The following is a 26709-nucleotide window of genomic DNA, read 5'->3' on the forward strand; positions in this document are numbered from 1 at the left end:
ATTCGCCGCAATGCGTCAATGTTTCCTATCGGCATATTCGGGTCAGAAAACGACATCTGTCTCAGTCAAAAACGACCCGCCGTCGCAATGCAACCATTTCCCGATGTTTTGATCGCCCGGCTGCCCGAAATCATGCCGCTTTTCCGACCCTCAGGGCAGAGGGCGTCCGCCCGGTATGGTGCTGTATGAACCTTGTGAAATAGGCCGCGCTGGCAAACCCCAGCCCCGCGGCGATGTCGCGGATGGCGCGGTCGCTGTCGGCCAGCTCGCTGCGCGCCGCATGCAGGGTGCATTCGGTCAGGATGTCGGCGGCGGTCAGCCCCCCGGTCTGCTTGCACACCCGCGTCAGATGGGTGGGGGTGACATCCAGCGCCTCGGCATAGGCGGCCATCGACTTGCCGGTGCGGAACTGGCGCGCGACAAGAGCGGCAAAGGCGGTGACCAGGCGGTCCGAGGCGGAATGCCGGGCGTCGGGTTCCAGCAGGGCGGTCATCGCGCGGCGGAACCAGACCGACAGCAGCATGGCATGGGCCCGCGCGGCCTCGTCCCCCAGCGGGCGGTTGGCGTTCTGCTCGCGCTGCATCGCGTCGAGGATCGAGGTCAGCTCGCCCTGCATCTGGACATCGCGGATCCGCAGCAGCTGCGCCTCGCGCGGCAGGCCGGGGACCGAGCCGGGGGCCATCGTCACCACCTGGGCAAAGCCCTGACGCCCGATGTCCAGCGCCAGCAGCGACCCGGCGGGCACCAGCAGGGCATTGTGGACGCCAAGGCCCCGCCGCCGGCCCATCAGATGCGCCACGCCCTGGCCCCGCGTGGTCCAGATGAACAGGTCCTGGTCGACGATATGCTGCAGCTCCAGCCGCCAGGCCGTCCCGCGCGACAGTTGCGCCAGGGTGGTCAGCCGCGGAGGCAAGGGCTGGGGGCGGGGCACAGGGGAATTCATCGGATGTTCCGTTTTCCCATTCTCCGACGTCGCATTGTTTCGCCAATGTGGACGAAATGTACGAAAAAGTAAATGCATACAAAGGATTCACCTTTGTTTCCCCGGCCGGTGCTCAATCGGCGGGCAGGGTCTGCCATTGCCGCATCCGGGCGCGGAACCAGGTGCGCTGCCGCTTGGCATATTGCCGGGTGGCGACGGTCGCGGCCTCGCGCGCGGCGCCCAGGGTCATCTCGCCGCGCAGATGCGCGATCAGCTCGGGCGCGCCAATGGCCTTGGCCGAGGGCAGGGCGGGCGACCATCCCGGCAGATTGGCGCGCGCCTCTTCCAGCGCGCCGTCGCGCAGCATCATGTCGAACCGGCGCGCGATGCGGGCGTTCAGCCAGTCGCGCGGGGCATCGACCACCAGCGCCTGCGCCCGGTCGAGCGGCAGCAGCGGCGGCGGCGTCTCGTCCTGCCAGTCGGCGATGGAGCGTCCGGTGGCGCGCCAGACCTCCCAGGCCCGCTGGACCCGCATCGGGTTGGCGGTGTCGATCCGGGCCAGGGTGCGCGCATCCAGCGCCGCCAGCATCGGCGCCAGCCCATCGGCCGCGCGCAGGGCGTCGCCCTCGTGCCGGATGGCGGGCGGGGTTTCGGGGATCTCGGCCAGTCCCTCGGTCAGCGCGGTGAAATAGAGCCCGGTGCCCCCCACCACGATCGCCCGCGCGCCCTGCAGCACCGGCGCGATGTCGCGCAGCCAGGCCCCGGCGGAATAGGCCATGTCGCCGGGCAGGTGGCCGTACAGGCGATGGGGCAGCTGCGCCTCGTCCGCGGGCGACGGGCGGGCGGTCAGAATGCGCCAGTTCTCATAGACCTGCAGCGCGTCGGCATTCACGATCACGCCGCCCTGCGTCCCGGCGATCTCCATCGCCAGGGCGGACTTGCCCGAAGCGGTCGGCCCGGCGATCAGCACCGGCCGTTCGGCGTCGAGTCCCGCGGGCGGTTTCAGGGCGTCGCTCCGCTTGTTTGCCGAAGGGGGAGATGATGCATTGAACCGGGCCGCGTTTTCCGACAAATATCCCGCGATCCTAGACCCCCCGACAGATGGAGCGCAACATGGCCGAGCAGCCCCCCAAGACAACCTTCCGGCGCGTGCTTCTGAAAATCTCGGGCGAGGCGCTGATGGGCAACGGCCAGTTCGGCCTCAACCCGCCGACGGTCGAACGCATCGCGCGCGAGGTGAAATCGGTGCACGACATGGGTGTCGAGGTCTGCATGGTGATCGGCGGCGGCAACATCTTCCGCGGCCTTCAGGGCTCGGCCCAGGGGATGGAGCGCACCACGGCCGATTACATGGGCATGCTGGCCACCGTGATGAACGCGCTGGCGGTGCAATCCGCGCTTGAGGCCCTTGGCGTGCACACCCGGGTGGTCAGCGCGATCCCGATGGATCAGGTCTGCGAACCCTACATCCGCCGCCGCGCCGTGCGTCACCTGGAAAAGAAGCGCGTCGTGATCTTTGCCGCGGGCACCGGCAACCCCTATTTCACCACCGACACCGCGGCGACGCTGCGGGCCTCGGAAATGGCCTGCGAGGCGATTTTCATGGGCAAGAAGGTCGACGGCATCTACGACAAGGACCCGGTGCTTTACCCCGATGCCAAGCGCTATGACCGGATAACCTATGACGACGTGCTGGCGCAGCATCTCAAGGTCATGGATGCCTCGGCCATCGCGCTGGCGCGCGACAACAAGCTGCCGCTGATCGTCTTTTCGCTGGACGAACCGGGCGGGTTCCGGGGCATCATGGCGGGGGAAGGCACCTATACAAGGGTGGTGAGTTGAGTTTATGAGGGGCGGACCCGCGCGACCGGCGCGGCAAAAGCGACCCCGCGCAACCGGCGCGACAGTGACGACCCCGCGCGATGCGCGCGACAGCGACCACAGGTGATGACCATGGCAGACGAAGATTTGGACATCGACATCGACGATCTGGAACGCCGGATGGAAGGTGCGATCGGATCGCTCAGGACGGAATTCGCCTCGCTCCGGACAGGCCGGGCCTCGGCCTCGATGCTGGAGCCGGTGATGGTCGACGCCTACGGCTCGCCCACGCCGATCAACCAGGTCGGCACGGTGAACGTGCCGGAATCCCGGATGGTCACCATCAACGTCTGGGACAAGTCGCTGGTCAGCAAGGTCGAAAAGGCGATCCGCGAAAGCGGGCTGGGCATCAACCCGCAGCTCAACGGCACGATCATCATGCTGCCGATACCCGAGCTGAACGAGGAACGCCGCCGCGAGCTGACCAAGGTCGCCGCGCAATATGCCGAACATGCCCGCGTCGCCGTGCGCAACGTGCGCCGCGACGGGATGGACCAGATCAAGAAGGCCAAGACCGCCGGCATGTCCGAGGACGACGTCAAGCTGTGGGAAGGCGAGGTCCAGGAGCTGACCGACCGCTACATCACCGCCGTCGACAAGCTGCTTGAGACCAAGCAGGGCGAGATCATGCAGGTCTGATCCGGTTCCGGATCGGACAATGGGGCGAGGAGGGTTCAGGCAATGACCGGCACGGAGAGCCCCGGTCCGCGGCACGTGGCCATCATCATGGATGGCAACGGTCGCTGGGCACAGGCGCGCGGACGGCCCCGGCTGTTCGGCCACCATGCCGGCGCCCGCCGCGTGCGCGAGATCGTCGAGGCCTGCCCCGACCTGGGCGTGCAGTATCTGACGATCTTCGGCTTCTCGACCGAGAACTGGAAACGCACCCAATCCGAGGTGGCGGGGCTGATGGGCCTGTTCCGCAGCTACATCCGGCGCGAGGCGCGCGCCCTGCTGGACAAGAACGTCTGCGTCCGTTTCATCGGCGACCGCCCCGGGCTGGACGGCAAGCTGCGCGATCTGATGGACGAGCTTGAGGCGATGACCGCCGAATGCACCGGCACCAATCTGACCATCGCGCTGAACTATGGCGGCAGGGACGAGGTCGCCCGCGCCACGCAGCGGCTGGCGCGCGACGTGGCGGCCGGCAAGCTCGACCCCGAGGACGTGGGCGAGGAGACGCTGCCGCGATACCTCGACACCTATGTCCTGCCCGATCCCGATCTTGTCATCCGCACCAGCGGCGAGGCGCGGATCTCGAACTTCCTGCTCTGGCAGTCGGCCTATGCGGAATATGAATTCATCGACACGCTCTGGCCCGACTTCACGCGCGACATCTTTGCCAATCTCGTGCACAGCTATGGCGGGCGGGAACGGCGCTACGGCGCGGTCAAGGTCTAAGCCATGACCGGCGATCCTCAGGATACCCCGCGCCCCCGAAAGTGGGGCGACCTGCTGCCCCGCATCGCCTCGGGCGCGGCGATGGTGTGTGTCGGCCTGCTGCTGATCTGGGCGGGCGGGCACTGGTTCCGCATCGGCGCCGCGCTGATCGCGGCGGGCATGGTGTGGGAACTCTCGCATATGGTGGCCCCCGGACAGCGCGGCCTGGCCTGGCAGGTGGGCGGCATCGCCTTTGCCGCGCTGGCGCTGGCGCTCTATCTGCCGCCCGCGGTGGCGCTGCCGCTGCTGCTGGTGCCCTCGATGGCCGGGATCGCGCTGATCCCGCAGCGGCGGACGATCTTCATCTCCTTCACCGCGATGATCCTGCTGGCCGCCTTTGGCATGGTGAAGATCCGCGACGATCTGGGCTTTGGCTGGCTGCTCTGGCTGGTGGCGGTGGTGGTGGCGACGGATGTGCTGGGCTATTTCGCCGGCCGCCTGATCGGCGGGCCGCGCTTCTGGCCCAAGGTCAGCCCCAAGAAGACATGGTCGGGCACCGCCGCCGGATGGGTCGGCGCGGCGATTGTCGGCCTGATCTTCGGCGCCTGGAGCGGGGCAGGGCCCGCGCTGGTCGGCGTGTCTATCGCGGTCTCGATGGCCTCGCAGATGGGCGACATGGCCGAAAGCGGCGTGAAGCGGCGGGTCGGGGTCAAGGACAGTTCCTCGCTGATCCCCGGGCATGGCGGGCTGATGGACCGGTTCGACGGGATGCTGGGGGGCGCGCTCTTCCTGCTGCTGGCGGGGCCGGTCGTGGGCTTTCCCCCGGGGCTGGGCTGAGCCATGCGGCGGATCACCATCTTTGGCGCCACCGGATCGGTCGGGCAGAGCACGCTGGACCTGATCGGGCGCGACCCGCAGGCCTACCGCGTCGTCGCCCTGACCGGCGGGCAGAACGTGACGCAGCTGGCCCGCGATGCGATCCGGTTCCGGGCCGAGCTGGCGGTGACCGCGCATGACGCCTGCCTGCCCGCCCTGCGCGATGCGCTGGCCGGCACGGGGATCGAGGCCGCCGCCGGCGCCGCTGCCCTGACCGAGGCCGCCGCGCGGCCCGCCGACTGGACCATGTCCGCAATTGTCGGCGCGGCGGGGCTGGCCCCCGGTCTGGCCGCGCTGAAACAGGGCCGCACCCTGGCGCTGGCCAACAAGGAAACGCTGGTTGCCGCCGGCGCCCTGGTGATGCGCGAGGCCGCCACCAGCGGGGCGACGATCCTGCCGGTGGACAGCGAGCATTCCGCCGTCTTCCAGTGCCTCGCCGGGGGCGAACCGGCCGAGGTCGAGCGGCTGATCATCACCGCATCCGGCGGCGCCTTCCGCGACTGGCCGGTGGAGCGTCTGGCCCGCGCCACCCCGGCGCAGGCCGCCACCCATCCCAACTGGACCATGGGCCAGCGGATCACCATCGACAGCGCCTCGATGTTCAACAAGGCGCTGGAGGTGATCGAGGCGCGCGAGTTCTTCGGCATCGCGCCGGAACGGATCGAGGTGCTGATCCACCCGGAATCGCTGGTGCATGCGCTGGTCGGCCATGCCGACGGGGCGCTGATGGCCCATCTTGGCCCGCCGGACATGCGCCACGCCATCGGCTATGCGCTGAACTGGCCGCGCCGGGCGCCGCTGCCGGTGGCGCGGCTGGATCTCGGCACCATCGGGCAGCTGACATTCCGCACGCCGGACCCGGCGCGATACCCCGCGCTCGATCTTGCGCGGCAGGTGATGGCGCGCGGCGGGCTCAGCGGGGCGGTGTTCAACGCGGCCAAGGAAATTGCGCTGGATGCCTTCATTGCGGGCAGGCTGGGATTTACCGCCATGTCCGACATCGTTGCACGCGTTCTTGATCGGGCCGAGGCGGAACCGGGCCTTATTGATGCCGCTTTCGATCTTGATAACGTGCTCCGCGCTGATCAAATGTCCCGGAACTGGGCGCAGGCGCAGATCGATGGCAGGGTATACGGGTAGGAAAAGGATAAGGCATGGCATTTCTGCCAGAGTTCGGCAGCGCGCTGATGACGCTTGTGGCATTTGTGGTGGCCCTGTCCATCATCGTCGCGATCCATGAATTCGGGCACTACATCGTCGGCCGCTGGTCGGGGATCCATGCCGAGGTGTTTTCGCTGGGCTTCGGGCCCGTCCTGCTGTCACGCATCGACAGGCGGGGCACCAAATGGCAGCTGGCGCTGGTTCCGCTTGGCGGCTACGTGCGCTTCATGGGCGACAGCGATGCCGCATCCGGCAAGGATGGCGAGGCCGTGCGCCAGATGACCCCGCAGGAACGCCGCCGCACGATGCATGGCGCGCCGCTCTGGGCGCGCTCGGCCACCGTCGCTGCCGGTCCGGTGTTCAACTTTGCGCTGTCGATCATCGTCTTTGCCGCGCTGATGATCTCGCGCGGGGATATCGCCGAGCCGCTGACCGTCGGCGACCTGCAACCGCTGCCCGAAAGCGGCTATCAGCTGCAAGCGGGGGACGAGATCAAGGCGATCGAGGGCGAACAGGTGCCCGCCTTCGCGGATACCGCGGCCTTCCAGGGGTTCACCGACACCCTGCCGCAGAAACCCGAACTGGACTATACGGTCGAACGCGACGGCGCGCTGATGGATGTGACGGGGCCCTATCTCTACCCGCCGCTGATCTCGCAGCTGGCGCCGCAATCCGCCGCCTATGACATCGGGCTGAAACAGGGCGACGTGATCACCGCCGTGGATGGCACGCCGATCTTCGACTTCTCCCAGCTCAAGGATCAGGTCGAGGGCTCGGACGGCCGTGTCCTGCTGCTGACCGTGTTCCGGCCCGGCATGGACGAGCCGCTGGAATTCGCCCTGGCCCCGCGCCGGGTCGACGAGGAAAAGCCCGGGGGCGGGTTCCGCACCGAATGGCGGATCGGCATCGCCGGGGGCCTGGCCTTCGAACCCGCGCGCGAGAGCAGGGGCGTGCTGGACGGTCTCTGGGGCGGCGTGCGCCAGACCGGGCGGATCATGGGATCCTCGATTTCCGGCCTGTGGCACATGATCACGGGCGCGATCAGCACCTGCAACATGACCGGCCCGATCGGAATCGCCCAGACTTCGGGCGCGATGGCCAGCCAGGGGGCCGACAGCTTTGTCTGGTTCGTCGCCGCGCTGTCCACCGCCGTGGGCCTGCTGAACCTGTTCCCGATCCCGGTGCTGGACGGCGGCCACCTGGTGTTCCACGCCTTCGAGGCGGTGACCGGCCGCCCGCCGTCGGACCGCGCCCTGCGCATCCTGATGACCGCAGGGCTGGCGCTGATCCTGACCGTCATGGTCTTTGCCCTGACCAACGACATTTTCTGCCCCTGACCGGGGGCGGAAGACGCCGGACCAGGCAGCCGCCGCCATATTTGCGCCCCAATTGGCGCCGGATTTCCGCCGCATTCACGTTGCACTAACGGAACCGGAACCCGTGCCAGACGGCCGGGCAAAAGAAACGCGACGGAAAGACCAAGGGTATGACACAAGCGATCCAGAGCGGCTACAGCAGCCTATCTCTCCTGTTCTCGTTGAACTGGGACCGGATTCTCTACGTCACGGCGATCTGCATGTCGCTGCTCTTCGGCGCGTTCCTCGGCACAATCTTTTCCTGACAGACAGCCTCCGGACCCGTCCGGAGTGACAGGACGCCCTTCAGCAGCGGGGTGTCCTGTCGTTTTGCGTTGTCGGCGCGCGGGCCAAAAGGGCCGCGCGCTTTGCTGTTTTGACAAGCCCATTCAATACCGATACTCACGATCCGACAGGGTTGTCTGACCGGGTACTATGAAATGCTGACGAAGTCCTTGGCCGCGGCTGCCATCCGCGCCGCTTCCAGAGTGCCGGCCCGCCGCTGGTGTGTGCTGTTTCTCTTCTGTGTGACGCTGGGGATCGCATCCGCGCCCTCCGACGCCTTGGCGCAGAGCTATCGATTCGGCAGCGTCTCGGTCACCGGGAACGAGCGGGTTTCGACCGGCACCGTGCTCAGCTATGCGGGAATCGGGCGGGGCCAGACGGTCAGCGCGGCCGAGCTGAACGACGCCTATCAGCGGATCCTTGCCTCGGGCCTGTTCGAATCCGTCGATCTTGAGCCGCGCGGCGGCACGCTGGTGATCAATGTCGTGGAATTCCCGACCGTCAACCGCGTCAGCTTCGAAGGCAACCGCCGGCTCAAGGACGAGGACCTGGTCGCACTGGTCCAGTCCCGCCCGCGCTACGTCTTCTCGCCCTCCAAGGCCGAGGCCGACGCGCAGCTGATCGCCGAGGCCTATTCCCAGACCGGCCGCATCACCGCCCGCGTCACCCCGCGCATCATCCGGCTGAGCCAGAACCGCGTCGACCTGGTGTTCGAGATCTTCGAAGGCGGCAATACCGAGATCGAGCGCGTCAGCTTTGTCGGCAACAAGGTCTATTCCGACAGCCGCCTGCGCCGTGTCGTCGACAGCAAGCAGGCCGGCCTGCTGCGCCAGCTGATCCGCAAGGACACCTATAACGACGAACGCCTGCAGGCCGATCAGCGCATCCTGACGGATTTCTACTTCTCGCGCGGCTATGTCGATTTCCGCATCACCAGCGTGAATGCCGAACTGGCGCGCGAACGCGACGGCTATTTCGTGACCTTCAACGTGCAGGAAGGCCAGCAGTTCAAGTTCGGCCAGATCACCACCACCTCGGAAATCCCCGAGGCCGACGCCGCGGAATTCCAGGCCGCGCTGCGCATCCGGCCCGGCGTGGTCTATTCGCCGGTGCTGGTGGAAAACTCCATCGCCCGGATGGAACGGCTGGCGATCAAGAAGGGCATCAACTTCCTGCGGGTCGAACCGCGCATCACCCGGGACGAGCGCAACCTTGCTCTCGACGTGGATTTCGTGCTGACCCGCGGCCCGCGCATCTTTGTCGAACGCATCGACATCGAGGGCAACACCACCACGCTGGACCGGGTGATCCGGCGCCAGTTCAAGGTGGTCGAGGGCGATCCCTTCAACCCCCGCGAAATCCGCGAAAGCGCGGAGCGGATCCGCGCGCTTGGCTATTTCGGCAGCGCCGATGTGAATGCGCGCGAAGGGTCGCGCCCCGACCAGGTCGTGGTGGATGTGAATGTCGACGAAACGACCACCGGCTCGCTGTCGCTGGGCGGCACCTACTCGACCGCGTCCGGCTTCGGTCTGGCGGCAAGCTTCCGGGAAAACAACTTCCTCGGGCGCGGGCAGCAACTGAACTTCTCGATCAGCGGCGCCGACAGCGACAAGAACTACGGGTTGTCCTTCGCGGAACCGGCCTTCCTTGGCCGTGACGTGAAATTCGACTTCGTGCTGGGCTATCGCGAGACCGACAACAACTTCGCCGCTTATGATACCGAGACGATCAATGCCGGTTTCGGCCTGACCTTCCCGATCGCCGAACGCTCGACCCTGAATGTGAACTACGGCATCAAGCAGACCGATATCACCCCCTCGGGCGCCCTGGGCGGCGTGATCTCGGCCGAGGCGACCGAAGGCGCGGTGCTGGCCTCGTGGCTGGGCTACGAATATTCCTTTGACAGCCGCCTGACCGGGCTGAACCCGAATGCCGGGGTGCTGCTGAGCTTTGGCCAGGACTTCGCCGGTGTCGGCGGCAGTGCGAAATACATCCTCACCAAGGCCGAGGCCATCGCCCAGACCAAGATCCTCAACGAAGAGGTCACCCTGCGCGCGACCTTCCAGGGCGGGGCGATCAATCCGATCGACAATTTCTCGACCCGGGTGACAGACCGTTTCCTGATCAGAAACAGCTCCATGCGCGGGTTCGAACCCGACGGGCTGGGGCCGCGCGAAATCGACGTGGCGACCAACGGGGCCTCGGTGAACGACGCGCTTGGCGGCAAGTATTTCGCCACCGCCCAGTTCGAGGCGGAATTCCCGCTCGGCCTGCCCGCCGAATACGGCCTTTCCGGGGGCCTGTTCTACGACGTGGGCACCGTCTGGGGCCTGGATGGCGCATCCAACGTGGCGGCTGGCAATGTCATCGTGAACGACGGGCCCGACCTGCGCCATGTCGTCGGCATCTCGATCTTCTGGGACACGCCGGTGGGTCCGCTGCGCTTCAACTGGAGCCATGCACTGCGCAAAGAGACCTTCGACAAGGAACAGAAGTTCGATCTGACGATCTCGACCGATTTCTGATCCGATGCGCGTCGGCCCGATCCTTCGCGCCCTCGGACTTGCGGCGGGACTGGCCAGTGCCGGACCCGCCCATGCGCAGGACGACCGGGGCCTGCGCTCGCCCATCCTGACCATCGACAGCGAACAGGTCTTCGCGCGCTCCTCGCTCGGCCGCTCCATCGCCGGCGAGGTCGAGGCGCGCGGGGCCGAGCTGGCCGCAGAAAACCGCAGGATCGAGGCGCAACTGATCGAGGAAGAGAAATCCCTGACCGAGGAGCGCGCCACCCTCCCGGCCGAGGAATTCCGCGCCAAGGCCGATGCCTTTGACGAAAAGGTGCGCCGCATCCGCTCCGAGCAGGACGCCAAGGCGCGCGCGCTGTCGCAGCGCAGCGACGCGGCGCAGCTGGATTTCCTCGAAGCCGCGCGGCCCGTGCTGGAACAGATGATGCGCGACAGCGGCGCCGCCGTGATTCTGGAAAAACGCTCGGTCTTTGCCAGCGTCGGCGCGGTCGACGTGACCGCAGAGGTGATCCGCCGCATCGACGCCGCGATGGACGAGAACGGCGAGTTGAGCGTGACACCCGATGCCGCGCCCGAGGGGCAGGATGCGGGCGAGGCCGCGCCCCGTGGCAGTGGCGAAACCCGCCCCTGAGCCGTGCAGATGCGCAGCCGCGCCCCGTCGAAAGCTTGCCCCGGCAGGGCCGTCTTGCTAGGGGGATGGCAATGAACGCGGGCGGGCGACGGACCCTCCCGAACGCCACGGCCCGAAAGGACCCCCTCCTATGACCGACGCGCCGCAACGGGCCGACATCCACCGGATCCAGAGCATCCTGCCGCACCGCTATCCCTTTCTCCTCGTCGACCGGGTCGAGGATATCCAGGGCTACCAGACCGCCCGCGGGATCAAGATGGTCACCATGAACGAGCCGCATTTCCAGGGCCATTTCCCCGGCAAGCCGATCATGCCCGGCGTGACCATCGTCGAGGCGATGGCCCAGACCGCCGCCGTGATGGTGGGCAGCGCGCTGAACATGGAAAACCGCAACATGCTGGTCTATTTCATGGCCATCGACAGCTGCAAGTTCCGCCGGATGGTGGTGCCGGGCGACATGCTGGAAATGCATCTGGAGACCCTGCGCGGCAAGCCCGGCGGCAAGGTGTGGAAGTTCAGCGGCCGCGCCGTGGTGGGGGAGGAGCTGGCCTGCGAGGCCGAGTTCACCGCCATGATGGACCTGCCGAAGGAGTGACCGCATGGCCGTAAGCGCCGACGCAACCATTCACCCCTCTGCCGTGATCGAGGACGGCGCCAGCATCGCCGCCGGCTGCGAGATCGGACCCTTCTGCCACATCGGCCCCGAGGTGACACTGGGCGCGGGCGTGCGCCTGATGAGCCATGTCGTGGTGCAGGGCTGGACCGAGATCGGGGACGGGACGCTGGTGCATCCCTTTGCCGTGCTTGGCGGCATCCCGCAGGATCTGAAGTTCAAGGGCGAGCGCACGCGCCTGACCGTGGGCAGGCGCAACCGCATCCGCGAACATGTCACGATGAACACCGGCACCGAAGGCGGCGGCGGCATCACGCGGGTGGGCGATGACGGGCTTTATATGGCCGGGTGCCATGTGGCCCATGACAGCCAGGTGGGCGACCGGGTGATCCTGGTGAACAACGCCGCGCTGGCGGGCCATTGCATCATCGAGGACGACGTGATCATCGGCGGCCTCTCGGGCGTGCACCAATGGGTGCGCATCGGGCGCGGCGCGATTGTCGGCGCGGTGACGATGGTGACCAACGACGTGATTCCCTATGGCCTGGTGCAGGCCCCGCGCGGGGTGTTGAACGGGCTGAACCTGGTGGGGCTGAAACGCAAGGGCGTGGCCCGGTCGGATATCACCGCCCTGCGCGCGGCCTTTCAGATGCTGGCACAGGGCGAGGGCGCCTTTGTCGACCGCGCCCGCCGCCTGGGTGCGGAAACCGAAAGCGACTATGTGCGCGAAATCGTGGAATTCGTGACCGGCGCCAGCGACCGCCAGTTCCTGACACCGGGCAAGGTCTGATGCTGGGCCTGCTGGCCTTTGGCGGTGCGCTGCCGGTGGCCGTGGCGCGTGCGGGTGCACCCCATGTGGTGACCTTCGAGGGGGTGGCGACACAGCTCGCCCCGACCTCGGGCGCGGCGCAGCGGTTCGAAACCCTGGGCGCGGTGTTTGACGAACTGCGCGCCGCCGGGGTCGACCGGCTGGTGCTGGCCGGTGCCCTGACGCGCCCGGCCTTCGATCCCGCCCGGCTGGATGCGGTGACCGCGGATCTGCTGCCCGGGCTTATGGCCGCGATGCATGGCGGCGACGACGGGCTGTTGCGCCACGTGATCGCGATGTTCGAGGGGCAGGGTTTTGCCGTCATCGGCGCGCATGAGGTGGTGCCCGAACTGACCGCCACGCCCGGCCTGCTGGCCGGCCCGGACCCGGATGCGGCGACCGAGGCCGACATGACCCGCGCGCTGGCGATCCTTGCCGCGCTCGGGCCCCTGGACGTGGGGCAGGGTGCGGTGGTCTCGGGCGGCCTCTGCCTGGGGATCGAGACGCTGCAGGGCACCGACGCCATGCTGCGCTTTGTCGCCGCAACACCCGCGGGGCTGAAGCCCGAAGGCGGCGTGCTGGTCAAGGCGCCCAAGCCGGGGCAGGATCTGCGGGTCGACATGCCCGCCATCGGGCCCGACACGGTGCGCGCCGCGGCCGGGGCCGGGCTCTCGGCTATCGTGGTGGCCGCCGGGCAGGTGCTGCTGCTGGACCGCGCGGCGCTGCTGGCGGCGGCGGGGGATGCGGGGATCACGCTCCTCGCCCGCGCGATCTGATGCGCGTCTTCCTGCTGGCGGGGGAACCTTCGGGCGACGCCCTGGGCGCGGCGCTGATGCGCGGGCTCCGGCAGATCGTGCCGGATGTGACGTTCGAGGGGATCGCCGGGCCGCTGATGCGGGCCGAGGGGATGACCTCGCTTTTCCCGATGGACGAGCTTTCGGTGATGGGCCTGGCCGAGGTGCTGCCGAAGTATTTCCACCTCAAGCGCCGGATCCGCGAAACCGCCGATGCGGTGCTTGCCCTGCAGCCCGATGTGCTGATCACCGTGGACAGCCCGGATTTCAGCCTGCGCGTGGCCCGGCTGGTCAAGGCGCGCTCGGGCATCCGCACGGTGCATTACGTGGCCCCCACGGTCTGGGCCTGGCGCCCCAAGCGGGCCGTGAAGATGGCCGAGGTGATCGACCACGTGCTGGCGCTGTTCCCGTTCGAACCGCCCTATATGCGCGAGGCCGGGATGGCATGTGATTTTGTCGGCCACCCGGTCGTGACAGAGCCGGTGGCGAGCGAGGCCGAGGCCGCCGCCTTTCGCCTGCGCCACGGGCTGGGGGATGCGCCGGTGCTGCTGCTGCTGCCCGGTTCGCGGCGTGGCGAGGTGGGCCGCATGGCCCCGGTGCTGGGCGCTGCCCTTGGCCGGATCGCGGCCGATAGGCCCGACATCCAGCCCGTGCTGCCCGCCGCCGGGCCGGTGGCGGGGCTGGTGACCGAGCTGACGGCGGACTGGCCGGTGAAGCCCCTGGTGCTGGACCCGCGCGAAGCCGATCCCGCCGGGTTTGCCGCTGCCAAGCGCGCCGCCTTTCGCGCGGCGGATGCGGCGGTGGCGGCCTCGGGCACCGTCTCGCTGGAGCTGGCGGCGTCGGGCACGCCGATGGTCATCGCCTATGACATGAACCGGATCACCCGGGCGATCATCCGGCGCATGCTGCTGGTCGACACGGTGACGCTGGTCAACCTGGTGTCCGACACCCGCGTGGTGCCCGAATACCTGGGCGAGGCCTGCCAGCCCGCCCCCATCGCAACAGCCGTGCTGGGGCTGCTGGCGGCACCCGGAGAGCAGCGCGCGGCGATGGAGCTGACGATGGAGCGTCTGGGGCGCGGCGGCGAAGCGCCGGGGCTGCGCGCGGCCCGGGCGGTGGTCGAGGGAATCGCGCGCTCGGCGGGGTGAGTGGGGCACCGGGCCCGGGTGACCGGGTGCCCGACGGGTGATCGGCCCCGGGCGAGCCTGCGCGTCGATCCGGTGGAGTGCGCGGCGGCCGGCAAGTCCGGCGGTACGACTCCGGCATCCGTGCAGGCGCGGCCCTGATCCGCTCCGGCGGAGCGGTTCAGAGCCTCACCCCCGCATGCGTGCCCCGTCCGGATCGAAGGCGGGCGTGTCGATCCGGCTGGCCTTGCACATCCGGCCCAGGATCTCGATCTCGACCTCCAGCCCCGGTGCGACCTTGTCCGAAGGGACAAAGCCCAGAGCGATGCTTTGCCCCAGATGGTGCGAATAGCCGCCCGAGGTGCAGAAGCCGACAACCTCGCCCCCCAGCCAGATCGGTTCATAGCCGTGCACGTCGGTATCCTCGGCCGCGACGGTGAAGCCCAGCAACTGGCGCGCGGGGCCGGTGGCACGTTCGGCCTCGGCGGCGGCGCGGCCGATGAAGTCGGTGGTCTTCTTCCAGGCGATGAACCGGTCGAGCCCGGTTTCCGCGGGGGTGTAATCGGGCGAGAATTCCGACAGCCAGGACCCGAACAGCCGGTCGAGCCGCAGGGACATCATCGCCCGCATCCCGAAAGGTTTCATGCCAAAGGGCGCACCGGCCCGTGACAGCGTATCCCAGAGGGCGCGCTGGCACATCGGGTCGCAATAGATCTCATAACCCAGGTCCCCGGTATAGCTGACCCGCTGCACGATGCAGTCGGTCATGCCCAGGGTCATCCGCGCCACATCGAGGAAGCGCATGGCCGAGACATCGCTGCGGGTGCAGGCTTGCAGCACCTCGCGCGCCTTTGGCCCGGCGATCTGGAATCCGGTGGAAAGATCAGAGATATTAGCGACTTCCACGCCATCGCTCATGTTTTGCATGAACCAGCGCATGTGATAGGCCTGCGCGCCGTAGCTGGCTGTCAGGCGGAAATCGCCCTCGGCCAGGCAGGAGATGGTGAAATCGCCGATGATCCGGCCCGACTGCGCCAGCATCGGCGTCAGCGACAGGCGGCCGGGCTGCGGAACGCGGCCGGCCATCACGCGGTCCAGCCACTCGCGCGCCTTGGGCCCCTTGACGGTGTACTTGCCGAAGTTCTGAACCTCGTTGATGCCGACCGCGTCGCGCACCGCGCGGACCTCGCGCGCCGTCGCCTCGAAGGCGTTGGAGCGGCGGAAGGAGGGCGTCTCGTAGCGCGGTTCGTCGCCTTGGGCGAAGTAGTTCACCACCTCCAGCCCGTATTGCTGGCCCCAGACCGCGCCCATGCCGTCAAATATGTCGTACATCGGCGTGGTGCGGAACGGCCGGGCGGCGGGCTTTTCCTCGTTCGGATAGGCGACCGAAAACCGGGTCTGGTAATTCTCGATCACCTTTGGCCGGGTGTAGCCCGGGGTGATCCAGCTGCCGAAACGGGCGACGTCGAAAGAGGTCGTGTCACGCTCGCATTCTCCGGCGGTCATCCACTGCGCCAGCATCAGCCCGACGCCGCCGCCCTGGCTGAACCCGGCCATCACCGCGCAGGCGGACCAGTAGTTGCGCATCCCCGGCACCGGGCCGACCAGCGGGTTGCCATCGGGGGCAAAGGTGAAGGGGCCGTGGATCACGCGTTTCACCCCGGCCTCGGCCAGAACGGGGAAACGGCGATAGGCGAATTCGATCGACTCGTCGATCTTGTCCAGATCGTCGGGCAGCAGTTCCGCGCCAAAGGACCAGGGCGTGCCGTCGACGGCCCAGGCCCGCGCCTTCTGCTCGTAGAAACCGATGCAGAGGCCGCGCCCCTCTTGCCGCAGGTAGCTTTCGCCCGAGGGGTCCATGACATGGGGATGCTCGGTCCCGCGTTCGTAGATCTCGGGGATGTCGTCGGTGACGAGGTAGTGATGTTCCATCGGGTGCAGCGGCAGGTAGACGCCCGCCATCGCGCCGACCTCGCGCGCCCAGAGCCCGCCGGCATTCACCACGTGTTCGGCGTGGATCGTGCCCTTGTCGGTGACCACGTCCCAGGTGCCGTCGGGGCGCTGGTTGGTTTCCTTGACCATGCAATGGGTTTCGATCGTCGCGCCGCCCATGCGGGCCGCGCGGGCATAGGCATGGGTGGTGCCCGACGGATCGAGGTGCCCGTCCAGCGGATCGTAGAGCGCGCCGATGATGCCGTCGGTATTGGTGATCGGCGCGATCTCGCGGATTTCCTCGGGCCCGACGATGCGGGTGTCCAGGCCCATATGCCGGTGCTTGGCGCGTTCGGCCAGCAGCATGTCGAACCGGTCGCGGGTATCGGCCAGGGTGATGCCGCCCACGTGGTGCAGGCCGCAGGACATGCCGGTGATCTCTTCCAGCTCACGATACAGGCGGATGGTATAGCCCTGCAGCGCCGCCATGTTGGTGTCGCCGTTGATCGTGTGGAACCCGCCGGCGGCGTGCCAGGTCGACCCGCTGGTCAGCTCGGCCCGTTCCAGCAGCATCACGTCGGACCAGCCGAGTTTCGTGAGGTGGTAGAGAACGGAACAGCCGACGACGCCTCCGCCGATGACGGCAACCCGGGTTGTGGTTTTCATGGATTTCCCCTGCTGGACTTGCCGCGATCCTCAGCCCAGGTCGCGGCGCGGAGCAAGCCCAAAGGCGACACTTGGTGTCGCTTGTGTCGGACCTGCCCCCCGGAATGCCGCTTGCGCTGGCGGCGGGGCGGGCTAGCTTTGCTTGGAAATCAAAAGGATGGCCCGGATGGTTCCCTCACTTCTGCGACGAATGCACGAATTTTCGCGCCTGCTGCATGTGCGGGTCATCCTGATCGCGCTGATGTCGATGCTGGCGGTCGCGCTGGCCAAGATCTTCGGCACGCTGATCCCGCCCGGGCTGGACGGGATGATCGGGGCCAAGGCGGTGGATCAGCTGTTGCAGATCATCGCCAATTCCATGCTGACGGTCACCACCTTTTCGCTGACCGTGATGGCGGCGGCGCATCGCAACGTGATGTCGCAATGGACCCCGCGCAGCCACCAGATCCTGCTGGAGGACACGACGACGCATACGGTGCTGGCCACCTTTGTCGGCGCCTATCTCTATGCCGTGGCCGCGATCATCCTGCGCTACGCCGAGGTCTTTCACGGGGCCGAACTGGTCCTGCTCTTTGCCGTCACGGTGATGGTCCTGTTGCTGATCGTGATCGCCATCGTGCGCTGGATTTCGCATCTGGAACTGCTGGGCAGCCTGATCGAGACCTCGCAGCGGATCGAGGACCGGTCGGCCGAGGCATGGCGGCTGCGGGTCAACTGGCCCGCGCTTGGCGGCCATGTTCTGGATCCCGGGGACGTGCCGGACGGGGCCGTGATCGTGCGTTCGGGGCGCACGGGATATGTGCAGCAGATCTATCAGGACCGCCTGCAAGCCGCCGCCAAAGAGTGCGACGCCCGCATCTACCTGGGGATCCCGGTTGGTCGCTTTGTCTACACGGGCGAGATCCTGGCCCATCTCAGCCATGACGACGACCGCCTGCACGCGGCGATCCGTGACAACGTTCTGATCGGCTCGCTGCGCAATTTCACCCAGGATCCGCATTTCGGGCTGCTCTGCCTGGCCGAGACGGCGATGCGCGCCCTGTCGCCCGGCATCAACGATCCGGGCACCGCGGTCGACCAGGTGGGGCGGATCGCGCGCGTCCTGCTGTCGGTCGAGAAGGGAGAGGAAAGCGTGCTGGAATACGACCGCCTGCATGTGCCGCGGCTGGATACCGAGGCGCTGATCATGGACACGCTGGACCCGATAGGGCGCGACGGGTCGGACAAGATCGAGGTCCAGATCGCCCTGCGCCGGGCCCTGGCCGCCCTGGCCGAGCATTCGGATCCCGGCATCGCCAGTGCCGCCCGGGTGGTGGCCGAACGGGCGCTGGAACGGGCCGGGCGGGCGCTGGACTTCGAAGCGGATGTGGAGCGGATCGAGGCCGCCGCCCAGGTCTGAGAGCGACACAGATTGACGCGGGCGGACAAGTCCCTGACGGTTTCCGGCAATTTCCGCCCCTGCGCTTTCGCGATGGTGGCGCGACACTACTCGGGAAGGGCCCCATGCGCACTCACGCTCAGGCAGTCGTCATCGGTGGCGGCGTCATCGGCTGTTCGATCCTCTACCACCTGGCCAAGCTCGGCTGGAGCGACGTTGTCCTGCTGGAGCGGGACGAGCTGACCAGCGGCTCGACCTGGCATGCGGCGGCCAATATCCACGGGCTGCACGACAGCACCAACATCAGCCGCATCCAGCACTATACGATGCAGCTCTACAAGGATCTGGAGGCCGAGACGGGGCAGGGCTGCGGCGTGTTCCAGCCCGGTTCGCTCTACCTTGCCCAGACCGAGAACCGCGAGCATCAGCTGCGCCTGCAGGCCGCCAAGGCCAGGCTCTATGGCATGAAATTCCACGAGATCGGGCGGGACGAGGCCGAGCGCCTGCACCCGCTGGTGGATTTCGACGGCATCCGCTGCATCATGTACGAACCGGACGGCGGCAATGTCGATCCCTCGGGCGTGACCAATGCCTATGCCGCCGGTGCGCGGGGGCGCGGGGCGGAAATCCACCGCTTCACCCCCGTGACCGCAACCGAACAGCAGCCCGATGGCAGCTGGATCGTGCGCACGCCCAAGGGCGACATCCGGACCGACTGGGTGGTGAACGCGGCGGGCCTCTGGGCGCGCGAGGTGGCGGCGATGGCGGGTGTCACGCTGCCGCTGGTCCCGACCGAGCACCAGTATTTCGTGACCGAGACCATTCCCCGGATCGCCGCGATGGACCGGCGCCTGCCTTCGGTCGCCGACCGGGACGGCGAATATTACCTACGCCAGGAAGGCAAGGGCCTGCTGGTCGGCGCCTATGAAAAGGACATGCGCTTCTGGGCCGAAGAGGGCACACCGCCGGGCTTTGGCCATGAGCTGTTTGCCGACGACCTGGAGCGCATCGAAGAGAACATGCTGCGCGCCATCGCCCGGGTGCCTGCCGTGGGTGAGGCCGGCATCAAGCGGGTGATCAACGGCCCGATGATCTGGTCGCCCGACAGCAACGTGCTCTTTGGCCCGGTGCCCGAGCTGACCGGCTATTTCGCCTGCTGCGGCATCATCCCCGGCTTTTCGCAATCCGGCGGCATGGGCCTGTCGGTGGCCGAGTGGATCACCACGGGCGAGTCGAAATTCGACATGTTCGCATGGGACGTCGCCCGGTTCGGTGCATGGGCCGGCAAGGAGTTCACCAAGGCCCGGGTGCAGGACCAGTATTCGAAACGCTTTTCGATCCACTTCCCGAACGAGGAGCGCGCGGCGGGCCGCCCGGTCCGCACCCGCCCGGCCTATGAGATGCAAAAGGACATGGGCGCGGTCTTTGGCCTGAACTACGGCTGGGAACATCCGCTGTGGTTCGCAGATGCGCCCGGGGTCGAGGAAACCCTGGGCTTCACCCGCCAGAACTGGTGGGAGCCGGTGGGCCGCGAGGCGCGCATGCTGCGCGAGGCGGTCGGCGTGATCGACATCTCGAACTTCGCCAAATACCGGGTGAAGGGGCCGGGGGCCGAGGCCTGGCTGAATGCGCTGTTCGCCAACCGGATGCCCGGCAATGTCGGCCGGTCCTGCCTGACGCCGCTGATCGGCGTGCGCGGCGGGATCGCGGGGGATTTTACCGTCACCCGGCTGGCCGAGGATGAATTCTGGGTCATCGGGTCCGGCATGGCCGAGCGCTATCACCAGCGCTATTTCCGGCAGGTGCCGCTGCCCGGGGGCACGACCTTCACCTCGCTGACCGAAGCGGTCTGCGGCTTCAACGTGGCGGGGCCGAAATCGCGCGAGGTGCTGCAGCGGCTGACCAATGCCTCGCTTGCGACCGGGGATTTCCCCTTCATGCGCTCGCAGCGGATCGAACTGGCCGGGATCGGCGTGATGGCGCTGCGGGTGTCCTTTACCGGCGATCTGGGATGGGAGGTGCATTGCGACACCGCCGATCAGGTCCGGCTCTATCAGGCGTTGCTGGCGGCGGCGCAGGAGGCGGGCGGCGGGCCGGTCGGCTCGCGCGCGCTGATGTCGCTGAGGGTGGAAAAGGGCTATGGCTCGTGGAGCCGCGAATACAGCCCCGAATACTGGCCGCAGGAGGTCGGGCTGGACCGGCTGGTGAAGCTCGACAAGGATTTCCTGAACAAGGCGGCGGTGGAACAGACCCTCGCCAACCCCGCGCGCGAACGGCTGGTGCTGATCGAGGTCGAGGCCGCGACCGCCGACGCCACCGGGGGAGAGCCGATCTTTGCCGGGGGCAAGGGGGTCGGCCGCGTGACCTCGGGCGCCTATGGCTATTCGGTCGGCAAGTCCCTGGCGCTTGGCTACGTCAAGGGGGTTGAGCCGGGCGCGGAGGTCGAGGTGATGATCCTCGGCCTGCCGCACAGGGGCCGCATCCTGCACGAACCGCCTTTCGATCCGGCGGGGGCGCGGTTGAGGGCCTGATCCGGGGCTTCGGTCTGCCGCTGCCCGGGGGCCACTGCTGTCTGCGGGCGCGCACCCGGCGGTGCCGCACGCGCCACCCGGCCACGTCAGGGCATTCGCCTGACGGCGCCCCTCAGGCCAAGGCCGGTTCGGCGCCGATCTGCTGGAGTGCCTCGGCCGCGATGCGGAACGAATTCTGCCGCGCCTGCGGGTCCCAGATCTGGCCGGCGACGATGACCTCGTCGGGCTGATGCTCGGCGATGATCCGTTCCAGCCCCGCGCGCACCGTGGCGGGCGCGCCGATGGCGGCGATGGACCCGGCCTTGTCGACCATGCGGATCAGCGCCGGGTCGGCGTGGTCCTCGATCCGGTCGACCGGGCGGGGCAGCTTGCCCGGGGTGCCGGTGCGCAGGCGGATCATGCCCAGCTGGGCCGAGGTGCGGATGCGGGCGGCCTCGGCATCCGTCTCGGCGCCATAGACGTTCACGCCAATCATGAAATGCGGCTTGTCCAGGAATTCCGAGGGCCGGAAGGTCTGGCGGTAGGTCTCGCGCGCATCGGCCAGGTCGCCCGGCGCAAAATGCGAGGCAAAGGCATAGGGCAGGCCCAGATGCGCCGCCAGCTGCGCGCCGTAGAGCGACGAACCCAGGATCCAGAGCGGCACCTTGGTGCCCATGCCGGGAATGGCGCGCAGGGTCTGGCCTTCCTCGACCTCGCCGAGATAGGCCAGCAGTTCCAGCACGTCCTGCGGAAAGGTGTCGGGCGCCTGCAGATTGCGGCGCAGGGCGCGCGCGGTGTTCATGTCGGTGCCCGGCGCGCGGCCCAGGCCCAGGTCGATCCGGCCCGGGTAGATCGAGGCGAGCGTGCCGAACTGCTCGGCGATGACCAGCGGCGAATGGTTCGGCAGCATGATCCCGCCCGACCCGACGCGGATCCGCGAGGTCTGCCCGGCGATATGCCCGATCATCACCGAGGTCGCGGCAGAGGCGATCCCGGGCATGTTGTGATGTTCGGCCAGCCAGTAGCGGGTGTAGCCCTCCGCCTCGGCCACCTTGGCCAGCGCCACGGAATTGGCGATGGCCTGCGTGGCGTCGGAGCCTTCGGCGATAGGCGCGAGATCGAGCACGGAGTAAAGCATGACATGTCCTTCGGTATCGGCCCGGGCGTCCGGATCGTCGCGGGGCCGGGCAGGTGCGGCGGGACCGCGCCCGCAGAACTGAACTAAGTGGTTTCTTTCGGTAACCGCAAGACCCCCGGCCGGGTCATTTTTCCGACCAGCCGAGTTCGAGGCGGTCGATGGCCGCGATGCGCTCGGCGGTTTGCGGGTGGCTGAGCAGCCAGGCGGGGGCCGATCCGCGCGCGCCGGTCAGCGCCTCAAGCTTGCGGAACAGGGATTTCTGCGGCGCGGTGCCGATGCCGGCCTTGGTCAGCAGGGCGGCGGCATAGGCATCGGCCTCGTATTCGTCGCCGCGCGACAGGCGGGCGGCCAGCAGCGAGGTGATGAACCCGGCGATGTAGTAGCCGACAAAGGGGATGATCCGCCCCAGCACCATGCCAAGGGCGGCGCGGATCGCATTCTGGCCGGAAAAGTCGATCATCCGGCGGCGGGAATGGCCAAGCGCCACATGGCCGAGCTCATGGGCGACAACCGATGTGATCTCTTCCGCCGTGACCTCTCCGGCGCGGAACTTGGCGTAGAAGCCGCGGGTCAGAAAGATGCGCCCGTCGGGCGCCGCCAGGCCGTTGACCGGGTCGATCTCGTAGATGTGCACGCGGATGCGCGGCAGGTCGAGCGCCTTGGCCAGCCGGGCGATGGGGCGGGCCAGCTCGGGGTCCGCCAGCTCGGTCGAGCGCGCGTCAAGTTCGCGCTTGGTGCGCCAGACCGAAAAGCGGTAGGCGACAATCGCGTAGAGGATGGCCAGTAGGATCGGGGTGAAGCGCAGCATGTCAGGGATATGGTTGCTATCCGCGCCCGGGGCAACTGGCACGGTGACGCCGATGCCGCCGCATCGAGCGTGAAATCCACAACCCCGCCACTGCGAGGATCCCCAATGCGATGGTCAGCCCGCCCAGATCCTGGGCCATCTGCGCGGCCATCGTCAGGTCGTCGGCGAAGGCGCGGCCAAGGCCGACGTAGAGCAGGACCCACACGGCCTCGCCCAATGCGCCCCAGAGAGTGAAGCGCAGATGCCCCAGCCGGGCGATCCCGGCGGCGAAATTGGCATAGGGTCCGATGGGGGAAAACAGCCAGCGCGACAGGAAGATGCCGGTGCCGCCGTGATCCTCGATCATGTGCCGCGCCCGGTCGTAAAGGCGGGCAGAGCCGGGGCGCCCCGCGATCCGGCGCAGCAACGGCTGGCGGGCGGCGCGGCCGATGGCATAGCCGGTCTGATCGCCCAGCACCGCCCCGCCAAAGGCCGCGCCGGCCACCGATCCGGTTGTCAGATCGCCGGTGGCCGAAAAGGCGCCGGCGGCCAGCATGGCCAGCGAGGCGGGGACCGGCAGGGCGAGGCAGGACAGGAAGGTCACCAGCATCAGGATCGGGGCGCCGTGGCGGACAAGCATCTCGATCAGCCAGTCGGTCATTCCGCGCGGCCCTGGGTGGCGAGGTATGCCTCAAGTTCCGCGATGACCTGCGCCACGGGCACGCCGCGCAGGCGGGCGATGCCTTCGATCGTGGGGCGGCGGGGCGCGTCGGGCGGCACCTTGAGCGCGGCCGCGACCGCATCGGGCGGCAGCTGCCAGGACATGGCGACATAGCGCGGCGTCATCCAGGGCTGCGGCTCGGACCGGCGGTTGGCGGGGTCGGCGAAATGCACCGTGATCAGCACCAGCCGGACGGCGAAAAGCAGCACGAAGCAGGCGGCCAGACCAAAGGCGGCCGAGGCGACGGGATGCAGCCGGACGATCCGGCCAAGGCTGGCGAGGCGAGACATCATTGCGCTCCGGTACCCGGGACAGCATGGACCCGGGTGCCGGCGCGGTCCAGCGCGCGCGGGGCGCGCGGAACGGGCATGGTGTCGCGGGCCGGCGCTGCGGCCCGCGCCGGATCAGAGGGCGACCATCTGCTCCGGGTCGAATTCCAGCATCACGGTCGCGCCGACCTCGTGCCGGTCCGAGGGCAGGGCCGAGACGCGCAGCGCCTTGCCGGTCCCGGCCGGGCGCACCAGGTAATCCCAGTTCTCGCCCAGGTAGGAGCGTTCGTCGACCACCGCCTGCACCGCCGGTTTGCCATTGGGCTGAGAGCCCTCGGGCAAGAGGCGCAGCAGCTGCGGGCGGACCGAGAAATCCACCATCCCGGTGCGCGCGGCGGTTTCGGCCGGGAAGGCCCCTGCGTCCAGCCGGAAGCCATCGAATTCGAAGGCCCCGCCGACCTGCTTGCCGGTGATCAGGTTCGTCCGCCCGATGAAGCTGGCCACGAAATGGCTGCGCGGCTTGTTGTAGAGGTCGAAGGGCGTGTCGATCTGTTCGATCCGCCCCGCGTTCATCACCGCGATCCGGTCCGAGGCGACCATCGCCTCGCCCTGGTCATGGGTGACATAGACGGTGGTGATGCCGAATTCGTCGTGCAGGCGCCGGATCTCGAACCGCATTTCCTCGCGCAGGTTGGCGTCGAGGTTCGACAGCGGTTCGTCCAGCAGCAGCACGCCGGGTTTCACCACGATGGCCCGCGCCAGCGCCACCCGCTGCTGCTGACCGCCCGACAGTTCGGCCGGGTAGCGGTCGGCCAGGTGATCCATCTTGGTGACGCGCAGGATCTCCATCACCTGCCTGTCGATCTCGGATTTCGAGAACTTGCGCAGCTTCAGGCCAAATCCGACGTTCTGCGCGACGGTCATGTTCGGCCAGATCGCGTAGGACTGGAAGATCATCGACATGTCGCGCCGTTCCGGTGGCAGAGAGGTGCGGGCCGAGGACAGCTCGCGCCCCTCCATCGTGATCGTGCCGCTTGAGGGCCGCATGAAGCCCGCGATCATGCGCAGGGTTGTCGTCTTGCCGCAGCCCGAGGGCCCGAGGAGCGAGACGAACTCGCCTTCCTCGATCGACAGGTTCACATCGTCAACGGCCCGGGCCTCTCCGTAGAGCTTGGTGATGCCGTTCAGGTCGAGCTTTGCCATCAGTGGTTCGTCCTCATCATGAAGTCGCGTCCAACCAGCTTGAAACCCAGCCAGACGAAGAAGGTGGTGGTGACCAGGATGATGCAGCCGATAGCCGCAACCGCTTCGAAGCGGCCTTCCTCGGTCATGTCGAAGATCAGAACCGACATCACGCGGGACGAAGGGCCGACCAAGAAGATCGCCGCCGACAGCTCGCGGGTTGCCGGGATGAACACCAGCAGGAAGCCGGCGAAGAGGGTCTTTTTCAGCAATGGCGCCACGACGTAACGGATCGCCGTCAGGCGACCGCCGCCGAGGACGCGCACCGCTTCCTCCATCTCGGGGTTGATGGAGCGCATCCCCGCCGCCGCCGTGCCGTAGGAAATCGGCAGGAAGCGGGCGATGAAGGCCACGATGATGATCGCCGAGGTGCCGTAAAGGCCAAGCGGCGGCGGCGCATAGGCCGCGTAGAAGCCGATGGCCAGCACGATGCCGGGGATCACGAAGGGCGCCATGCACAGGAAGGCCAGCACATTGGCAAAGGGCACCAGCTTGCGCGTGACCACATAGGCCACGCAGAGCGCGATGGTGAGCGCGCCACAGGCCGCCACGCCGGCGAAGTAGAACGAGTTCACGATCGCCTCCTGCGTCAGGCGCGAGACGAAGAGCACGTCATAGTAGTTCGCCAGCGTCAGGTTCGAGGCGGACATGCCCTTGCCCCAGGCCTCGGAGAACGAGGCGACGACCATGGTATAGCCGGGCAGGTACATCGCCAGCGCGCCGACGAAGCCGCACCAGGCCAGCAGGACCCATTTCCACTTGCCGATATCCAGCTCGCGCCGTTCGCCGCCCTTGCCGGTCTGGGTGACAAACCCTTTGCGGTTGAGAAGCAGACGCTGCACCCAGATCAGCGAGATGGTGATCAGCAGCAGCGGCATCGCATAGGCGGCGGCGACCTCCATCTTGAAGGGGTAGCCGAAGAACTGGAACAGCTGCGTTGTGACCAGGTTGATCCGCGCCGGGATACCCAGGATGGCGGGCACGCCGAAAAGCGCGATGGATTCAAGGAAGACGATGATGATGCCCCCCAGGATCGACGGCCAGACCAGCGGCAGCGTGATCTTGAGCGAGGTGTACCAGGTGGGCGAGCCGAGGATTGCCGCCGCCTCTTCCATCTCGGTCGAGATCATGTCGAGCCCGGCCTTGGTGAACAGGAAGATGAACGGAAAGGCGTTCAGCGCGATCATCAGCACGATGCCGAAGAAGCTGTAGATGTTGAACAGGGGCGTTTCCGCGCCGGTCAGCCATCTCCACCCCTCGTTCAGCCAGCCCGAATTCGGGCCCGCGATGAGGATCCAGCCGATCGAGGTCAGATAGGGCGGCAGGATGAAGGCGCCCAGGACCGAGGCCCAGGCGAACCACTTGGCCGGCATGTTGGTGCGCGACACGGCCCAGGCCATGGGCACCGCGAAGATGACGCAGAGCAGGGCCGTGCAGGCCCCCAGCAGGCAGGAATTGATCAGCGCCTGCAGATAGCGCCAGCGGCCATAGGCCTCCAGGTAGTTGTCCAGGGTGAAGGAGCCGTTGCCGCCCTCCTGGAAACTCACCTTGATCAGAAAGCCGATCGGTCCGACGACGAGGACGATCAGGACAAGGAAAAGCAGCGCCCAGAGCAGATTGATCGGCTCCAGGTTGAGGAACCGGCGCATATAGCCCCGGTTCCCTGCCGCGCTTCCGACGTATGGGGTGACATTGTCGGTCATGGACGGAA

At 67.7% G+C, this 26709-nt stretch carries 24 protein-coding genes; 15 read left to right on the top strand and 9 right to left on the bottom strand.

Annotated features, from left to right (window positions below; all coding sequences use genetic code 11):
* Nucleotides 1–130: 130 nt before the first annotated feature.
* The gene (locus tag GLS40_RS04700; protein WP_160381577.1) at nucleotides 131–943 is read right to left on the bottom strand and encodes a helix-turn-helix transcriptional regulator; all 813 of its coding nucleotides are present in this window, start codon (nucleotides 941–943) and stop codon (nucleotides 131–133) included.
* Nucleotides 944–1055: 112 nt separating this feature from the next.
* Nucleotides 1056–1928 carry a tRNA (adenosine(37)-N6)-dimethylallyltransferase MiaA gene (gene miaA, locus GLS40_RS04705; protein ID WP_160381779.1) on the bottom strand — a complete coding sequence of 291 codons (873 nt, stop codon included), beginning with the start codon at nucleotides 1926–1928 and terminating at the stop codon, nucleotides 1056–1058.
* Between the two features lie 107 nt (nucleotides 1929–2035).
* On the opposite strand from miaA, the gene pyrH reads away from it, so the two are divergent.
* From pyrH to lpxB, 13 genes are all read left to right on the top strand, one after another.
* A complete protein-coding gene (gene pyrH / locus GLS40_RS04710) occupies nucleotides 2036–2764 on the top strand; it encodes a UMP kinase (protein ID WP_160381578.1) in 729 nt (242 codons plus the stop codon).
* Nucleotides 2765–2875: 111 nt separating this feature from the next.
* Entirely contained in the window at nucleotides 2876–3442 is a 567-nt protein-coding gene (frr, locus tag GLS40_RS04715; RefSeq protein ID WP_160381579.1) for a ribosome recycling factor, read from the top strand.
* A 42-nt stretch (nucleotides 3443–3484) separates the two neighbouring features.
* Complete coding sequence (uppS, locus tag GLS40_RS04720) at nucleotides 3485–4204, top strand: polyprenyl diphosphate synthase (RefSeq protein ID WP_160381580.1); 720 nt, start codon at nucleotides 3485–3487, stop codon at nucleotides 4202–4204.
* A 3-nt stretch (nucleotides 4205–4207) separates the two neighbouring features.
* On the top strand, nucleotides 4208–5020 hold the full coding sequence (locus tag GLS40_RS04725; RefSeq protein WP_160381581.1) for a phosphatidate cytidylyltransferase: 813 nt from the start codon (nucleotides 4208–4210) through the stop codon (nucleotides 5018–5020).
* 3 nt (nucleotides 5021–5023) lie between these two features.
* Nucleotides 5024–6199 carry a 1-deoxy-D-xylulose-5-phosphate reductoisomerase gene (gene dxr / locus GLS40_RS04730; RefSeq protein WP_160381582.1) on the top strand — a complete coding sequence of 392 codons (1176 nt, stop codon included), beginning with the start codon at nucleotides 5024–5026 and terminating at the stop codon, nucleotides 6197–6199.
* Nucleotides 6200–6213: 14 nt separating this feature from the next.
* The gene (gene rseP, locus GLS40_RS04735) at nucleotides 6214–7557 is read left to right on the top strand and encodes an RIP metalloprotease RseP (protein WP_160381583.1); all 1344 of its coding nucleotides are present in this window, start codon (nucleotides 6214–6216) and stop codon (nucleotides 7555–7557) included.
* A 149-nt stretch (nucleotides 7558–7706) separates the two neighbouring features.
* Nucleotides 7707–7841 (top strand): hypothetical protein, encoded by a 135-nt coding sequence (locus GLS40_RS18090; protein WP_268892925.1) that lies wholly within the window; start codon nucleotides 7707–7709, stop codon nucleotides 7839–7841.
* Nucleotides 7842–8015: 174 nt separating this feature from the next.
* Entirely contained in the window at nucleotides 8016–10385 is a 2370-nt protein-coding gene (bamA, locus tag GLS40_RS04740) for an outer membrane protein assembly factor BamA (protein WP_160381584.1), read from the top strand.
* Nucleotides 10386–10389: 4 nt separating this feature from the next.
* Nucleotides 10390–11016 carry an OmpH family outer membrane protein gene (locus GLS40_RS04745; protein ID WP_160381585.1) on the top strand — a complete coding sequence of 209 codons (627 nt, stop codon included), beginning with the start codon at nucleotides 10390–10392 and terminating at the stop codon, nucleotides 11014–11016.
* 130 nt (nucleotides 11017–11146) lie between these two features.
* Complete coding sequence (gene fabZ / locus GLS40_RS04750; protein ID WP_160381586.1) at nucleotides 11147–11611, top strand: 3-hydroxyacyl-ACP dehydratase FabZ; 465 nt, start codon at nucleotides 11147–11149, stop codon at nucleotides 11609–11611.
* Nucleotides 11612–11615: 4 nt separating this feature from the next.
* Nucleotides 11616–12419: an acyl-ACP--UDP-N-acetylglucosamine O-acyltransferase gene (gene lpxA / locus GLS40_RS04755; protein ID WP_160381587.1), complete on the top strand. Its 804-nt coding sequence runs from the start codon at nucleotides 11616–11618 to the stop codon at nucleotides 12417–12419.
* Nucleotides 12419–13213 carry an LpxI family protein gene (locus GLS40_RS04760; RefSeq protein WP_160381588.1) on the top strand — a complete coding sequence of 265 codons (795 nt, stop codon included), beginning with the start codon at nucleotides 12419–12421 and terminating at the stop codon, nucleotides 13211–13213. The genes lpxA and GLS40_RS04760 overlap by 1 nt, the downstream gene beginning before the upstream one ends.
* Nucleotides 13213–14379, top strand: coding sequence for a lipid-A-disaccharide synthase (lpxB, locus tag GLS40_RS04765; protein ID WP_160381589.1), 1167 nt, complete (start codon nucleotides 13213–13215; stop codon nucleotides 14377–14379). Before GLS40_RS04760 ends, lpxB begins: the two co-directional genes overlap by 1 nt.
* Nucleotides 14380–14544: 165 nt before the next feature.
* Here the strand turns inward: lpxB and GLS40_RS04770 are convergent, their stop codons facing one another.
* A complete protein-coding gene (locus GLS40_RS04770; protein ID WP_160381590.1) occupies nucleotides 14545–16953 on the bottom strand; it encodes a GcvT family protein in 2409 nt (802 codons plus the stop codon).
* 166 nt (nucleotides 16954–17119) lie between these two features.
* Here GLS40_RS04770 and GLS40_RS04775 point away from each other — a divergent pair, with 166 nt between their 5' ends.
* The gene (locus GLS40_RS04775; RefSeq protein WP_160381591.1) at nucleotides 17120–18352 is read left to right on the top strand and encodes a DUF2254 domain-containing protein; all 1233 of its coding nucleotides are present in this window, start codon (nucleotides 17120–17122) and stop codon (nucleotides 18350–18352) included.
* 104 nt (nucleotides 18353–18456) lie between these two features.
* Nucleotides 18457–20862 (top strand): GcvT family protein, encoded by a 2406-nt coding sequence (locus tag GLS40_RS04780; RefSeq protein ID WP_160381592.1) that lies wholly within the window; start codon nucleotides 18457–18459, stop codon nucleotides 20860–20862.
* 112 nt (nucleotides 20863–20974) lie between these two features.
* On the opposite strand, the gene GLS40_RS04785 is transcribed toward GLS40_RS04780, so the two are convergent.
* The 6 genes from GLS40_RS04785 to GLS40_RS04810 all read right to left on the bottom strand — a co-directional run bounded on the left by GLS40_RS04785 (nucleotide 20975) and on the right by GLS40_RS04810 (nucleotide 26701).
* A complete protein-coding gene (locus GLS40_RS04785) occupies nucleotides 20975–21979 on the bottom strand; it encodes an LLM class flavin-dependent oxidoreductase (protein ID WP_160381593.1) in 1005 nt (334 codons plus the stop codon).
* A gap of 124 nt (nucleotides 21980–22103) precedes the next feature.
* Nucleotides 22104–22787: a M48 family metalloprotease gene (locus tag GLS40_RS04790; protein ID WP_160381594.1), complete on the bottom strand. Its 684-nt coding sequence runs from the start codon at nucleotides 22785–22787 to the stop codon at nucleotides 22104–22106.
* Between the two features lie 16 nt (nucleotides 22788–22803).
* Entirely contained in the window at nucleotides 22804–23427 is a 624-nt protein-coding gene (locus GLS40_RS04795; protein WP_160381595.1) for a DedA family protein, read from the bottom strand.
* Nucleotides 23424–23777 carry a hypothetical protein gene (locus GLS40_RS04800; RefSeq protein WP_160381596.1) on the bottom strand — a complete coding sequence of 118 codons (354 nt, stop codon included), beginning with the start codon at nucleotides 23775–23777 and terminating at the stop codon, nucleotides 23424–23426. Before GLS40_RS04800 ends, GLS40_RS04795 begins: the two co-directional genes overlap by 4 nt.
* Before the next feature lie 114 nt (nucleotides 23778–23891).
* Nucleotides 23892–24959, bottom strand: coding sequence for an ABC transporter ATP-binding protein (locus GLS40_RS04805; protein WP_160381597.1), 1068 nt, complete (start codon nucleotides 24957–24959; stop codon nucleotides 23892–23894).
* On the bottom strand, nucleotides 24959–26701 hold the full coding sequence (locus GLS40_RS04810; protein WP_160381598.1) for an ABC transporter permease: 1743 nt from the start codon (nucleotides 26699–26701) through the stop codon (nucleotides 24959–24961). The genes GLS40_RS04805 and GLS40_RS04810 overlap by 1 nt, the downstream gene beginning before the upstream one ends.
* Between the last annotated feature and the right edge of the window lie 8 nt (nucleotides 26702–26709).

The organism is Pseudooceanicola pacificus, assembly GCF_009789075.1.
GTDB lineage: Bacteria > Pseudomonadota > Alphaproteobacteria > Rhodobacterales > Rhodobacteraceae > Pseudooceanicola > Pseudooceanicola pacificus.

Coding starts and splice junctions, on each gene's coding strand:
- GLS40_RS04795 (WP_160381595.1), bottom strand. CDS start 23,427: ATGACCGACTGGCTGATCGAGATGCTTGTCCGCCACGGCGCCCCGATC.
- GLS40_RS04775 (WP_160381591.1), top strand. CDS start 17,120: ATGGTTCCCTCACTTCTGCGACGAATGCACGAATTTTCGCGCCTGCTG.
- rseP (WP_160381583.1), top strand. CDS start 6,214: ATGGCATTTCTGCCAGAGTTCGGCAGCGCGCTGATGACGCTTGTGGCA.
- GLS40_RS04785 (WP_160381593.1), bottom strand. CDS start 21,979: ATGCTTTACTCCGTGCTCGATCTCGCGCCTATCGCCGAAGGCTCCGAC.
- GLS40_RS04760 (WP_160381588.1), top strand. CDS start 12,419: ATGCTGGGCCTGCTGGCCTTTGGCGGTGCGCTGCCGGTGGCCGTGGCG.
- uppS (WP_160381580.1), top strand. CDS start 3,485: ATGACCGGCACGGAGAGCCCCGGTCCGCGGCACGTGGCCATCATCATG.
- GLS40_RS18090 (WP_268892925.1), top strand. CDS start 7,707: ATGACACAAGCGATCCAGAGCGGCTACAGCAGCCTATCTCTCCTGTTC.
- GLS40_RS04700 (WP_160381577.1), bottom strand. CDS start 943: ATGAATTCCCCTGTGCCCCGCCCCCAGCCCTTGCCTCCGCGGCTGACC.
- GLS40_RS04770 (WP_160381590.1), bottom strand. CDS start 16,953: ATGAAAACCACAACCCGGGTTGCCGTCATCGGCGGAGGCGTCGTCGGC.
- pyrH (WP_160381578.1), top strand. CDS start 2,036: ATGGCCGAGCAGCCCCCCAAGACAACCTTCCGGCGCGTGCTTCTGAAA.
- fabZ (WP_160381586.1), top strand. CDS start 11,147: ATGACCGACGCGCCGCAACGGGCCGACATCCACCGGATCCAGAGCATC.
- GLS40_RS04810 (WP_160381598.1), bottom strand. CDS start 26,701: ATGACCGACAATGTCACCCCATACGTCGGAAGCGCGGCAGGGAACCGG.
- GLS40_RS04780 (WP_160381592.1), top strand. CDS start 18,457: ATGCGCACTCACGCTCAGGCAGTCGTCATCGGTGGCGGCGTCATCGGC.
- lpxA (WP_160381587.1), top strand. CDS start 11,616: ATGGCCGTAAGCGCCGACGCAACCATTCACCCCTCTGCCGTGATCGAG.
- GLS40_RS04800 (WP_160381596.1), bottom strand. CDS start 23,777: ATGTCTCGCCTCGCCAGCCTTGGCCGGATCGTCCGGCTGCATCCCGTC.
- dxr (WP_160381582.1), top strand. CDS start 5,024: ATGCGGCGGATCACCATCTTTGGCGCCACCGGATCGGTCGGGCAGAGC.
- GLS40_RS04745 (WP_160381585.1), top strand. CDS start 10,390: ATGCGCGTCGGCCCGATCCTTCGCGCCCTCGGACTTGCGGCGGGACTG.
- GLS40_RS04805 (WP_160381597.1), bottom strand. CDS start 24,959: ATGGCAAAGCTCGACCTGAACGGCATCACCAAGCTCTACGGAGAGGCC.
- GLS40_RS04725 (WP_160381581.1), top strand. CDS start 4,208: ATGACCGGCGATCCTCAGGATACCCCGCGCCCCCGAAAGTGGGGCGAC.
- frr (WP_160381579.1), top strand. CDS start 2,876: ATGGCAGACGAAGATTTGGACATCGACATCGACGATCTGGAACGCCGG.
- bamA (WP_160381584.1), top strand. CDS start 8,016: ATGCTGACGAAGTCCTTGGCCGCGGCTGCCATCCGCGCCGCTTCCAGA.
- lpxB (WP_160381589.1), top strand. CDS start 13,213: ATGCGCGTCTTCCTGCTGGCGGGGGAACCTTCGGGCGACGCCCTGGGC.
- GLS40_RS04790 (WP_160381594.1), bottom strand. CDS start 22,787: ATGCTGCGCTTCACCCCGATCCTACTGGCCATCCTCTACGCGATTGTC.